This is a genomic window from Ruegeria sp. AO1 (genome assembly GCF_056535985.1).
In genome coordinates, this window is the sequence record NZ_JBQFJC010000001.1 from 3,574,217 (window position 1) to 3,587,475 (window position 13,259).

Genomic DNA, 13,259 nt, shown 5'->3' on the forward strand with positions numbered 1-13,259 from the left:
TCGCTTCGGGTTAAACCTACGACACGAATACTCTGCGACGCTTTAGTCGATCCGAACTGACACCCGATCTGACGCGCCATGTGCGTCCACCACCACGAGTGCGGAATACCCGCGACCCGGGTTCGGAATTTCGAACTCGCGATGCCGTTGCCCCGTCAACACCGGAACGCCATCCGCTAGAAGCGAAAACGGCCCAACCCCACCGCGCAGTTTGACGGTCACTGGGCCTCCATTCGTCTCTAACACAGAATTATTGGGTGGAAAGATGAGGTCCGGGGCGCTTGGGTTGTCTTCGAACGCTGCCCCTCGGGGCCGAAAGAGTTGCAAAGGTTGCGGCAGTTCGGCGGCCCCCACGATCAAAGTCGATGGCGGTGGTGGGCGCAATGGCGTGGTAGTCGGTTTCAGGTGACCGAAGGCTTCAAACAACAGCGGGGCCGCCAGTTCTCCACCGAATGCGCCGGGGACCGGAGTACCATCCGCGCGCCCCAGCCAGACACCGATGACGTGCTGACCGTCAAAGCCGATCGCCCAAGCATCCCTATGCCCGTAAGACGTGCCGGTCTTATACGCCAATCCAAGCGCGGCGGCCCCTGGTGGAGGGGCAAGACCGGTCAGAATATCGCTCACCTGCCATGCCGCGACTTCTGACAGAACCCGAGGCGTCTCAGTGCGGTCTGTCAGTGCCTCATGGCGCAGCTTTGGTCCCTGCCCACCTGCGGCCAGCGTGGCGTAGAGTTGCACCAGATCGTGCAGGCTGAGTCCAACGCCGCCTAGTGAAATGGCAAGGCCTGGGGTGCCTCCGTTCAGTTTCGGGTGGGCTCCGGCCTGCTTAAGGGCGGCCATCACGCGCGCAGGCCCAAGCTCATCCGTCAGCCGCACAACCGGGATATTAAGCGACAGTTGCAAAGCGTCCCGCACCCTTACATCGCCACGAAAGACGCCATCAAAATTGCGCGGCGCGTAGCGGCCAAACATCACGGGGCTGTCGCTGATCAACGTTTCGGGATGGGCCAGCCCCCGATCGAAGGCCAACCCATAGACCAGAGGCTTCAGCGTCGACCCCGGCGAGCGCAGCGCTTGCGTCATATCCACGAACCCTTGCCGCGCGTCCTGGTAGCCCGAAGAACCGACCGAGGCCAGAATCTCTCCGCTGCGGTGATCAGCCACGATTAAAGCCCCCGAAATACGCGGTCCCGCTCGCGCCGCTGCCTGCGCCACAAGAGGCTCCAGCCGTTCCTGCAGCCCGGCATCCAGTGTCAGATCGAAAGCCTCTGATCCCGGGTTTTCGCGCCGCGCTCGGTCAGTGAGGTGAGGGGCCAAACGGGGAAATGCGCGTATCTGATCCGGGATATCTTCCGTCAGCGCGCTGTGCATCTCAGATTCGGTCAAAACCCCATAAGACTGCATCCGCTTCAGAACCCGGTCACGCGCGTCTCGGGCGGTCGACGGCGCGCGGTCAGGGCGTCGAACCTCGGGCGATTGAGGAAGGGCAATCAGCAGGGCCGCCTGTGCGGGAGTCAACCGCGCCGGGGCTTTTCCAAACCACGCACGGCTGCCTGCGCGGAGGCCTTCCAGATTGCCACCATAGGGCGCGTGGGTCAGGTAGAGGTTTAGGATTTGCTGCTTGCTCAGCCGCCGTTCCAGCGCCAATGAGACCCTAACTTGACGAATTTTGCCGCTCCAACGCCCGGTTGAGCCATCCTCGATCAACCGCGCGACCTGCATGGTCAGGGTTGATCCACCCGAAACAGTTCGCCCATTCCATAGGGCTTGCCCGGCAGCGCGGAGGAACGCGACGGGGTCGACGCCGGAATGTGACCAGAACCGTTTATCCTCATACCGGACCAGCATTTCGATGAACGCCGGGTCCACCGGACCGGGGCGCATTCGCCAGATGCCATCTTCGACCGGGAAGGCCCGCAGGAGTGCTCCGTCCCGGTCCCTTATTTCGACTGAGGTTTCGGCCAGAACAGGTGGCAGGACGGTTGCGTCTACCCACGCATCCAACCGGTCGCGCGCAAAGGCGGTCAGGTAGAGCGCAGAGGCCAGCGCCAGCAGCGCCGGGGCGAACCCACTGCGCCGATATGGATGGCGCGGGATCACCGCACCTCAACCCGCCCGGTTTCCGTTCGCGCGCGGTTTTGCGGGCGATACATATCCTCGACCGAGGCGGCCGGGTGGTGAAACGCACCGGGCGTAACGGCGCGGGCCACATAGGCCAGCGTCACCGTCTCGCCTGTAGACAGATCGACCGCCGCCAGGAAGCGGTCCGAGCGGAACTCGGTATGCGTCGCGTCGGACAGGTCCAGCCAATCCAACGCGCGCACATCGCCTGATCGCAACAGGTTGGGGTTGTCGATCTCGATCCCCGCTGCCAGAGGGTCATCGATCATTAGACGCGCTCCACCGTTTTCGAACGGTGTGACGGTCAGGACGGTTACAAAGCGGTCGCCGGCAGTGAAGGTGGACGGGTCCAGAGGGTCGCCGTCCAGAGAGTAGTAGGCTCTGTTTATGGCGTATCCGGTGCCTCCGGCTTCGGGCGGAGTGGTTGGGATGCCCGTCACTGTCAGTGTGATATCGGTTGGGTTGGCTGCGGTGGCCGAGATGTTCAGGTCATCCGTAAACCCTGCCTCACGCACCTGAACGAAGGGACCCGAGACCGGCGTGCCGTTCACCATCAACCCCGAGTCGGATGGGTCTGATACAAGCGCATGCGCGGCCAGCAGGGACCATGAAGCCTCCTGCGTCGACAAATGCGCGCGGCCTGAGGTGACACGCTGGACAAGCGCGTCGCGATCCACTGCCTGACTGCCCGCATCGACCGCAAGGGTCAGAAGACCGGCGGCATCCCGCAGATCTGTGCCGTAGTCGACCCGCCACAGGTAGCGCTCCTGCGCGGGTCGACGCTGCAGCAGCTGGGCCGCACGGGCGAACATGGCGTCGGCACGGGTTTGATCTCCGTAGGACGCCAGCGCCGCCCCAAGTTGCGCGGCGGCCAGAGGGGTGTCGAAAACGTCCCCCTTGGTATCCGCGTAATAGCGCAGATCGCCCATCGAGGCTGCGCCTTCGCGCGCCAGCACCATAAGAGCATAGGCGATATCCTCACCGCCTTCGTCGAAGTCTGGGGCATAGTTCACGCGGTTGCGCAGGTTATCCATGGCTTGCGCGAAGGCGCGGTCCGACACCGAGTGGCCTTGCGCTCGGGCGCGTGAGAGGAAGTCGGTGACATAGGCGTCCAACCAGAAATCTCCGCTCTCTGCACGCCAGAGGCCGAACGCTCCGTTCGGGGCCTGCCGGGTCAGGATGCTGCGGATCGAGTCGCCGATGCGTTGATCCACAATTGGCCCGTCACCCAGCCCCGACGCTTGCGCCACGGACGACAGGTAAAGCAGCGGAAGGGCCTTGCTGGTGATTTGCTCGGTGCAGCCATAGGGGTAGCGATTCAGCTGATCCAGCAGGGCGGGCGTGTCGAACTTTGCCAAAGCGCCTGCAGACAGGATCGCCTTTGCGGTGCCGGGCTGGAAGCCATCGAACACGTCCTGGGTGAATAGGAAATTGTCGCCCGTACCCAGCGAAAACCGCCGTGTTTGAGCCACAAAAGGGTCGTTTGCGCGCACTGGCATCCGAAGCGTTTGCGACAAGTCACGGCCATCCGGCGTCGTGATCGCCACGCTGATTTCCGGGTCTCCGACGGCAAGCGCGCGAAGCGGGATTTCGAACACCGCCTTACCGCCGTCCTCCAGAACAAAGCTGGCGGGTGGTGTTCCCAACTCCAACCCGGATGAGGCGGTCAGCCCCAGCGCCATCTCACCTGATGGGCCATCGGCGTGGACGATCTCAAGCAACATCCGGCTTTGGTCGCCGGGGGCCAGAAAACGGGGCAGGCTGGCGGTGACGACCACGGGGTCGCGCACGATCATCTCGGCCTCGGCCTGTCCGACGGCTGCCGCCGACCAGGCGACCGCCATCAGCCGCAAGGTGCCGTTGAAAGCGGGCAGAGGGATGTCGACCTCAACCTCTCCGTTCGCATCCACCTGAACCGGACCGTTGAAAACGGCCATCAGGTCCTGTGTGGGCGGAGGGGACTGCCTCTGCATTCCGGAATTGTCTCCGCCGGAGCGGATCGTGCCCATTGCACCGTTCATGCCGTCGATCAGGCGACCATAGACATCACGCAGGTCCACACCCAGACGGCGCTGGCCGAAATAGTAACCCTGCGGATCGGGGCTTTCGAAACCGGTCAGATTCAGAATACCCACATCCACGGCGGCCAGGGTCAGCCAAGCAGGCTCTCCTTCCGGCAAATTTTCGACCCTAACAAGGGCTTTTTGCATTGTTCTCGGAGAGGTCACCTGCGGCACATCAATGCTCACATCCAACTTTCGCCCGACAGGCTCAACTGTTGCATGGGCCACGCCCATTGCCCGTGCCGGGTTCTGACCGGCTGCGACATCCATGGGGCGAATCACGGTAGCGGTGACATAGGCCCCCGCACCCCATTCCTCGGTCACGTCGATCGGGATCACGGTTTCGCCTTCTGGCACGTCGACCATCTGGCGGTGGATCAGACGGTTCGAGAGGACCTCGATCTGCGCCACGCCTGCCATGCGCGGCACGATCCGCAGTTGCGCGGTCTCACCCGGGCGATAGCTGTCGCGGTCCAGCGACATCTCCAGCCGGTCGGGCGAGGTTGAGGCGTCTGCCGCCTGATACCAGCCCGCGCTAAACTCCACGGCGGTCTCCGCGTAAGTGCCATCGAGGCGTTCGACCACCAGTTCATACTGGCCCCAGTCGACCGGTTGCGACAGGTTCAGTGGGTCTGCACCTGTCTCAACCTCACCTGTGGCAATACGGGTACGTCGCGTGGTCGGCTCCCAATTCCAGTCGCCATAGAGCTGATACCATTGATAGCGGGTTTCCAGCCTGTTCAGCGTCCAGCGCAGGCGCATAGGTTCAGCGGTCAGGTCCGGGGACAGGCCGATGACTTGGAATGCGGCTTCGGTGCCTTCGGGGATCACATCCTCGAACAGGGGGCGGATACCGATCATTGCCTGTGCAGATCGGACCGGAGCCATTAGGCGGCGTTCGACAGGGCGGCCTGATCCGTCCGTCAATCGGGCGATTACTTCGGCTTCAAGAGGTTTGCCATTCGTCTCTAACACGGGGATTTTGACCGCGATCGAGGCCTGTCCAGAAGCATCCGTCTGCGCATCACCGAAATAGGTGCTTTTCGTTGAAATCTCGGTGTCGTAGCGGCCGAAGCGATAGGTTTCAAAACCCGGAACGGCGTCGGTTGGGCGGGCAATGACCTGTCCGTCAATGCTCAGATCCGATCCCGGTGCACCGAACAGATAGCGGGCGTCGATCTGCAAGGGCGGCGTATCGCCGGGGCGCAGAGGCGCGTCCGGCAGGCTGAGGTCAAAGTCGATGCGCTCGGGCAGGAAATCCTCGACCAGCACGGTTTGACGGGCCAGAGCGTCGGCTTTGGGGTCGGACTTGATCTCGATCTTCCACGTTCCGCGCGGCACATCCGGGGCGACGGGCAGGCTGAAGACATGCCCCCCGGCAACGCCGCCATCCGAGACGGCACGGCGATATTCCACCCCATCCGGGCGATAGAGAATGGCGGTCAGGGGCAGGCCTTCGATGGCCTGAGCTGTGTTGTCGCGCGACAGGGCTGTGATGTGAATGACCTCTCCGGCGCGATACGCGCCCCGGTCCGTGGTTAGGAACACATCCACCGGACCCGCAGGCGCGCGCCCTACGACCCCGCGATCCGACAGGTCAAAGGCGGGATCGGTCAGAGAGAGGAAGCTGAAATCAGAATCCCCATCAGCGACCATCACCAAAGCAGGTGCGCTGGCCCCTTTGCCGCGGGTCAGGCCCGCTTCGAACTGCGCATAGCCGGTGGCATCTGTCTGCGCTTTGGCAATCACCGCGTTGGCGTTTGAAACCAGCGAGACCTCGATCCCCTCGCGCGGGGTTGCGTCGTGCAGGCCGCGTACGGTGACATGCAGCCCGTCGGTGCCCAGGGCCGTGCGAATCCCCAGATCGGTCAGTACAAACCACTGGGTTGCGCCCGGATCGTCATAGGGATCGGCCCCGGGGACGCGCGCAGTCAAGGCGTAGATCCCGGCAGGTTGATCGGCAATCGTCTCGGCCATGGGCAGCCGGGCGGTCATGCTCTGGTTCAGCTCGTTCGCGATCTCGGCTGTGCCGGTCCAGACATCCTCGGCAATCTCGTCCGAAAACTCACGTTCCTGCCATTCGCTGAGGGGGCGGCCAAAGAAATCCTGCTGGACCGCCCGGATCAGGTTGCGGTCGCTGACGCGTCGCAAGGTCAGGTCCAGAGAGCCGGTATTGACCGTCTCGACCGGCAGGGCCGCATCCGCCGATTTCGGCAGCACATAGCTGCGCCCCGGAAACCGGACCGATGGCGCGCGGTCACGGACGTAATGTGTCAGCTCGACAGTCCGGTTCAGGGCCTCCCCCGAGGCCGCCGGAAGCCTTTCACGCAGGGCAAAGCGATAACGTTGACCATGCGCAACGCCGTCCAGGCAGAGGCTTTTGCCATCGACCTGCACCACCAGCCCATCGTCACTGCGCTGCACAAACGGGTCATAGTCGACGCCCGCCTTGACCAAGGGTTCCGAGAACTCAACGCAGATACGCGGCGCAGCGGCGTTGCTTTCCACCGTGCTGTCGATGATGCGGAAGCCGTATTTTCCGATGGCATCATCCAAAGCCGCCAGGACATCCTCACGCGGTTGGACATGTTCGGCCAGCCGCAGTGCCGACACCATATCGCGACCGCGTTCGACCGCTTCCAGCGTGTCTGACATCACCATCAGCGCCGCGATTTGGGCCCCCGGTGTGTCCGCGCGCAGATATCCGTTGATGGCGGCGTTCAACGCGCGGGTGCGGAAGTCCTGCTGCTCCTGATATCCGTTCGGGTTCAGGCGCAGCAGCAGCCGGGCGTATTCAACCCATAGGTCGGACGCATCGCTGAGGGTCACGGCCTCCCCAGTCCACAACATCGCAAGCCGATCCGTATCTGCGTTCAGCGCTGACTTCAGCAAAGTCTGCAGGTCACGCCCTCCGGCAGGGTGGCGAAACCCAAGGTCGCGGGCCTGTTGAAACGCTTCGTTCAGGTCTTTCTGGCGAAGGAATGTGAGGGAATCAGCGCGCGTTTTCCCCAATAATTGGGTCTGTTCTGGGATGAATACTTTCTGTGCCGACACCGCGCCTTGATAGGGCTCCTGTCGGTTCACGCCACTTTTGGGAAAACAGGCATCCGACCGAGTGTTGTAAGTGAAAGCCGTGCAGCTTTTATTGGCCGAACACGCGCGAATGCAGGACTTCAGATCCGTATCGAACAGCGCATCCAGATCCGAGCCATAAAAATCCGCATCTCGGGTCGTGATATAGCGGAACTCGGGCACGGCAGTCTGAGCCAGCGCGCCCAGCGTCAGGGCGAAAGTTGAAATGATGTAAGCTATTGAAAAAAATACAAAGCGGTGCATTGTGACCTCCTGTTTGGGGTCAATTTGACACGTGCGGTGCCCCTCAGGCAACGGCTTAAACACTTTTTCACTGATTGCCCGGATGCTGACGGCAGAGCAGACCGGAATCACGCATCATGAGCCTTGCACAAAAACTGGCACAGGAACGGCGCGCGCGCCTGGCGGCGGAACGGATGTTGGCGCTGAAACAGGCCGAGCTGTCTTCGGCCAACCGCAAACTGGGCCGCCATGCGATGGCGCTGACCAAACGCATCGGCGAAACCCAGGCTGAGGTTGAGACCGTCAGGGACGAGAATGAAAAGGTCAAATCCGATCTGACCGAGGCCCATGCCAAGGTCGAAGTGGCCGAGCGTCGCCTGTGGCATTCGATCCAGACCATTCAGGACGGGTTTGCCTTTTTCGACGGTGGCAGTTGCCTGATCGGGGCCAATACCGCCTATCTGAGCGTGTTCGAAGGTCTTGATGAGGTCGCGCCGGGTATCTCGTATACGCGCATTCTTGATTTGCTGACCAACGAAGGCATCGTCGACACTGGCGCGGAAAAGGCTGAGGACTGGCAGGCCCGGATGCAAAGACGCTGGGCACGGGCCAATCCGCCACCCGAAGTGATCCAACTATGGAATGGTCAATATATCCGCCTGATCGACCAGCGTGGCAGCGGCGGTGATGTGGTCAGTCTTGCCCTGAACATCACCGCATCCGTCCGGCATGAGGCCGAATTGCAGGCCGCACGCGACCGGGCCGAGGCTGCAAACCGCGCCAAATCGGCCTTTCTCGCGAATATGAGCCATGAAATCCGGACGCCCATGAATGGCATCGTCGGCATGACCGAGTTACTGTCCGAAACGCCGATGGACGAAGAACAGCGTCTATATGTCAACACGATCCGCAACTCGGGTGAGGCTTTGCTGGTCATCATCAACGACGTGCTGGATTATTCCAAAATCGAAGCGGACAAGCTGATCCTGCACCCCGAGCAATTCGATCTCGAACGCTGCATCCTTGAGGTTGCGATGTTGCTGCAGCCCAGCGTGCGGGATAAGGGCCTGACGCTGCTGGTGGATTACGACCTCTTCCTGCCGACGCTGTTCGTGGGGGATCCGGGTCGCGTGCGGCAGGTTTTGACCAACCTTGTGGGCAATGCCGTCAAGTTCACCAGCGAGGGGCATGTGTTGATCCGCGTGACCGGTGTCCCCCATCCGGACCGGCAGGACTGCGATGTCCACATCGCCATCGAAGACACTGGTATTGGGATTGAGGACGACAAGATCAACCACATCTTTGGTGAGTTCAATCAGGTCGAAGATGAGCGCAACCGCCAATTCGAAGGCACAGGGCTGGGCCTCGCGATCACCAAACGCTTGATCACGATGATGGGGGGCAATGTCTGGGTCGAAAGCGAAGTTGGGCAAGGGTCGTGTTTTGGTTTCCGGGTGTCTCTGCCCACCGCCGAGGGGCCGCAACCCTCTCCGCCTGACCTGCAAGGGTGCCTGAAACACGTGATGCTGGTCGAGGATATGGCCGCCAACCGGGCCATCCTCGCCAAGCAACTGGGGCGCCTTGGGGCAAAGGTCACAGTTTGCGCTTCCGGGGGGGAAGCGCTGTCGAATCTGGATCCCTCGATTGATCTGTTCCTATGCGATCATGACCTGCCCGACATGGACGGGATGGAGCTTGCGACCATGCTGCACGAACGCGGCTGGACTGAATTGCCAGTGGTCATCATGTCCACCAATCCGGGCGTCATTCACGCCAGCCCTGCACGGCACCTGATCGAAGGTGTTCTGCAAAAACCCATTCCTCGGTCTGAGCTATACAGCCGACTTATCGCTTTGGGGGACCCTGCATCTCAGCCAGATACCAGACCGCAGCCCGAGCCTGAGACTCACCCAAACGGGAACCGCGTGATGCGCGTTCTGGCGGCCGAGGATAACCGGACCAACCAGCTGATCCTGAGGAAAATGGTTAAGGATCTGAACATCGACCTGCGTTTCGCAGTTAACGGACAAGAGGCTGTTGATCTCTATCAGGAGTTTTCACCAGATTTGATCTTCATGGACATTTCGATGCCCCGGATGGATGGCAAACAAGCCACCGCCGAAATCCGCCGCCGCGAGGTTGAAACCGGTCGTCGCGTACCAATCGTCGCCCTGACGGCGCACGCCATGGCGGGGGATGATCAAGGTATTCTAGAGGCTGGTCTGGATCACTACCTGACCAAGCCGTTGCACAAGAACCTTATCCAGCAAATGATCTTGGACCATTGCCCCGAGGACGCCAAACTTGTCGCAACCAAGCCCGATTAAGCAGCGACAAAGACCCTAAAAAAGGATCCCAGCTTAATCTGGCTAAAAATACCTCGGGGAGCGCGAGGGGCTGGCCCCTCGCTTCCTGCCCTCTAAGCCGTGTAGGGACGCACGAAAACGGGCTTGTGGTCCTCGGACAGATCGGGGCGGTATTCATAGCCGCCACTGTCAAAATCCAGCAAACCGGCCGGATCGGTCAAGCGATGCTGAATGATATACCGCGCCATCGCGCCACGCGCTTTCTTGGCGAAAAAGCTGACGATTTTGGGCGTGCCTGCTTTGTCTTCCATGAAGACCGGAGTGATGACCTTCAGGTTCAGTGCTTTCAGGTCGACCGCCCCGAAGTACTCCTGACTGGCGCAGTTCACCAGGACCTCGCTACCAACCTCAGCCCCTTGCGCGTTCAGTGCTTTGCTAAGCTGATCGCGCCAATATTCATACAGGTTCTTGCCGCGCCGGGTTTTTAGCTTGCTGCCCATTTCCAACCGATAGGGCTGAATCGCGTCCAGAGGGCGCAGCACACCGTAAAGACCGGACAGAATGCGCAGATGGTCCTGCGCCCATGCCATCTCATCAGCGTCCAGTGAGGTTGCCTCCAGCCCCTGATAGGTGTCACCGGCAAAGGCCAGTGCGGCGGGGCGTGTCGCCTCAAGCTTGGGCGCGTCGGCGAAAGCGCGATAGCGGTCGCGGTTCAGCCGGGCCAGATCATCGCTGAGGTCCATCAGTTTCTTGAGGTCGCCCAGCGTCAGGTTGCGCGCGGTCTTGGATAGACGGATCGCATCGTCCTGAAAGTCGGGCTGAGTGGCCTCAACATCCCGTTCTGCCCAGTCCAGCCGCTTGGCCGGGGAAATCACTACCAGCATATCCGCCCTCGTTTCTTGCCTGATAGGGCGTATTTAGCCCTCTTGCCGCAGCACGTCCAGAAAGGCCGCCCCAAACCTTTCGTGACGACGATCGCCCAACACCTGCTCGACCCCGCGCAGATCATCGGGTCGCATCTGCGCCACCTTCGCCAGTTGCGAGGCCGTGCAGCTCAGCGGCTTGTCGATCCCCTCTGGCCCGCGTGACAATTGTGACTGCACCTCAAGCAGGCGGTCGTAAATCTCGCCCTGCTCGCGCCCGGCCAGCTTGCGGCGGGCGGGGTGGACAGCTTCTACGGCCCCGGCGATGACCTCAAGGAAGGTGTCACCATAGCGTTCAAGCTTCTTGGCACCGACCCCTCCGATGCGGGCCATGTCGTCCAGTGCTTGCGGGCGTTTCTCGGCCATTTCGATCAGGGTGCGGTCGGGGAAGATGACATAGGCAGGTACACGCGCGGCTTCGGCCAAAGCGCGGCGCTTGGCCTTGAGGGCAGAGAGCAGCGGCGCGTCTTCTTCGGCTACCATCGCCTTGACTGCCGGACGACGAGTGGCTTTGCGGATTGTATCCTTGCGCAGGTTGATCTGCGCCTCACCCTTCAGGATCGGTTTGGCGGCCTCGGTCATGCGCAGGGCACCGTGGCGTTCGGGGTCGGGGCGGACCAGATCATGGCCCATCATCTGCCGAAAGATCGCCTGCCATTGCGGGCGCGACCAGTCCTTACCGATACCCCAGGTCGACAGCGTATCATGGCGACGCGCACGGATCTTATCGGTTTCATTGGCGAGCAGGATGTCGATCAGATGGCCACTGCCAAACCATTCTTCAGTCCGCAGGATCGCCGACAGCGCCATACGGACGGGGGTTGTGCCATCAAAAACCTCGGGCGGGGTGTCGCAGAGATCGCATTTCCCACACGGTTCGGCCGTTTCTCCGAAATAGCCCAGAAGAGTCTGACGACGGCACACCAGCGCCTCGGCCAGACCCAGCAGCGCATTCAAGCGTGCATGATCCGCCATGCGCCGTTCGGGCGGGGCGAGGCCCTCATCCACCTGAGATCGCCGCAAGCGAATGTCGTCGGGCCCGAATAGAGTCAGGGTTTCAGCCGGGCCTCCGTCGCGCCCGGCGCGGCCGATCTCTTGGTAATAGGCCTCGATGGATTTCGGTAGGTCCGCATGGGCAACCCAGCGGATATCGGGTTTGTCGATGCCCATCCCGAAAGCGACGGTGGCGACGACGATCAGCCCGTCCTCGCGCGCAAAACGGGTTTCGACGATACGCCGGTCCTCGGGGTCCATGCCGCCGTGATAGTGACAGGCCGAATGTCCTTCGTCGCGCAGAGCCCTAGCCAGAACTTCGGTCTTGTTGCGGGTGCCGCAATAGACGATGCCGGATTGGGTTTTGCGCGCGGCGGCGAAATCGAGGATCTGCTTGCGCGGTCCGTCTTTGGCGGCAAAGGCCAGATGGATGTTGGGCCGGTCAAAGCCGCGCAGGAATTTGCGTGGGGTGCCGCCGTCGAACAGTTTCTCAACGATCTCGTCCTGCGTTTCGGCATCCGCCGTGGCAGTGAACGCGGCCAGAGGTATGTTCAGGGCGCGCCGCAGTTCTCCGATCCGCAGATAGTCGGGGCGGAAATCGTGACCCCATTGGCTGACGCAATGTGCCTCGTCCACAGCGATCAGGCTGACATTGATGCGGCGCAACATGCCCAGTGCCGACCCGGCCGCCAGACGCTCGGGCGCCATGTAAAGCAGCTTGAGCCGCCCGGCCTCTAACGCCTCCCACACCGCATCGGTTTCCTCGGGCGTGTTGCCCGAGGTCAGCGCACCGGCTTCAACCCCGGCCTCCTGCAAGCCACGGACCTGATCGCGCATCAAAGCGATCAAAGGGGAGATTACTACCGTCACACCGTCGCGCAGCAGCGCAGGCAATTGATAACACAGGGATTTACCGCCGCCTGTTGGCATGATGGCCAGCACGTTTTCACCTGCGGTCACGGCATCGACGATCTCTTCCTGACCAGGGCGGAAGTCGTCGAATCCAAAGACATCTCGCAGCAGGGGTGCGGCGTCGAACATTTGTGGGGTTGCCCTGTTTTAAGGTTTATCTGCTCTTAAGACAGGACAATCACACACTAAGATTCGGTGAACAAGAGGTCAGACGAAATAGCCCGCATTGTTGATCAAGATAATCCGTGCCGCATAGACCCCGATCAGCACGACCAGAGGGGTCAGATCCAGCCCGCCCATATTCGGCAGTATACGGCGGATCGGGCCGTAGATCGGTTCGAGTATGCGGTTCAGGCCGTACCAGATTTGCGCGACCAGCTGTTGGTGCAGATTCAGCACCTGGAAATTGATCAGCCAGCTCATGATCACGTGGGCGAGGATGATGAACCAGACAATGTCCAGGATCAGCAGCAGTATTTGGATCAGCGACAGCATGGGTACTCCGTTCTTTCACCGAAAAAGACCTAAGCACACACGCCGCAAAGAGCAAGCCTGCGCCAACTGAAAGCTTGCGAAATGGGCCAAACACCCGTCTTATTGGACAAAAGAATAACTGGGGCAGT

At 61.3% G+C, this 13,259-nt stretch carries 6 protein-coding genes; 1 reads left to right on the plus strand and 5 read right to left on the minus strand.

Going from position 1 to position 13,259, the window contains the following annotated elements; translation table 11 throughout:
- Positions 1 to 42 precede the first annotated feature (42 nt).
- A complete protein-coding gene (gene pbpC / locus ACR3FB_RS17780) occupies positions 43 to 2,103 on the minus strand; it encodes a penicillin-binding protein 1C (protein WP_480566403.1) in 2,061 nt (686 codons plus the stop codon).
- Positions 2,100 to 7,523, minus strand: coding sequence for an alpha-2-macroglobulin family protein (locus tag ACR3FB_RS17785; RefSeq protein ID WP_480566405.1), 5,424 nt, complete (start codon positions 7,521 to 7,523; stop codon positions 2,100 to 2,102). The genes pbpC and ACR3FB_RS17785 overlap by 4 nt, the downstream gene beginning before the upstream one ends.
- A gap of 116 nt (positions 7,524 to 7,639) precedes the next feature.
- Here ACR3FB_RS17785 and ACR3FB_RS17790 point away from each other — a divergent pair, with 116 nt between their 5' ends.
- A complete protein-coding gene (locus ACR3FB_RS17790) occupies positions 7,640 to 9,829 on the plus strand; it encodes a response regulator (RefSeq protein ID WP_480566407.1) in 2,190 nt (729 codons plus the stop codon).
- A 92-nt stretch (positions 9,830 to 9,921) separates the two neighbouring features.
- On the opposite strand, the gene yaaA is transcribed toward ACR3FB_RS17790, so the two are convergent.
- The 3 genes from yaaA to ACR3FB_RS17805 form a co-directional block, all read right to left on the minus strand.
- Positions 9,922 to 10,692: a peroxide stress protein YaaA gene (yaaA, locus tag ACR3FB_RS17795; RefSeq protein ID WP_480566409.1), complete on the minus strand. Its 771-nt coding sequence runs from the start codon at positions 10,690 to 10,692 to the stop codon at positions 9,922 to 9,924.
- 33 nt (positions 10,693 to 10,725) lie between these two features.
- A complete protein-coding gene (gene recQ / locus ACR3FB_RS17800) occupies positions 10,726 to 12,765 on the minus strand; it encodes a DNA helicase RecQ (protein ID WP_480566411.1) in 2,040 nt (679 codons plus the stop codon).
- A gap of 78 nt (positions 12,766 to 12,843) precedes the next feature.
- The gene (locus ACR3FB_RS17805) at positions 12,844 to 13,131 is read right to left on the minus strand and encodes a YggT family protein (RefSeq protein ID WP_170472916.1); all 288 of its coding nucleotides are present in this window, start codon (positions 13,129 to 13,131) and stop codon (positions 12,844 to 12,846) included.
- Positions 13,132 to 13,259 lie beyond the last annotated feature (128 nt).

What these genes read in the sequence shown, in the direction of transcription:
- ACR3FB_RS17785 (WP_480566405.1), bottom strand. Translation starts at nt 7,523, where the DNA reads ATGCACCGCTTTGTATTTTTTTCAATAGCTTACATCATTTCAACTTTC.
- ACR3FB_RS17790 (WP_480566407.1), top strand. Translation starts at nt 7,640, where the DNA reads ATGAGCCTTGCACAAAAACTGGCACAGGAACGGCGCGCGCGCCTGGCG.
- yaaA (WP_480566409.1), bottom strand. Translation starts at nt 10,692, where the DNA reads ATGCTGGTAGTGATTTCCCCGGCCAAGCGGCTGGACTGGGCAGAACGG.
- recQ (WP_480566411.1), bottom strand. Translation starts at nt 12,765, where the DNA reads ATGTTCGACGCCGCACCCCTGCTGCGAGATGTCTTTGGATTCGACGAC.
- ACR3FB_RS17805 (WP_170472916.1), bottom strand. Translation starts at nt 13,131, where the DNA reads ATGCTGTCGCTGATCCAAATACTGCTGCTGATCCTGGACATTGTCTGG.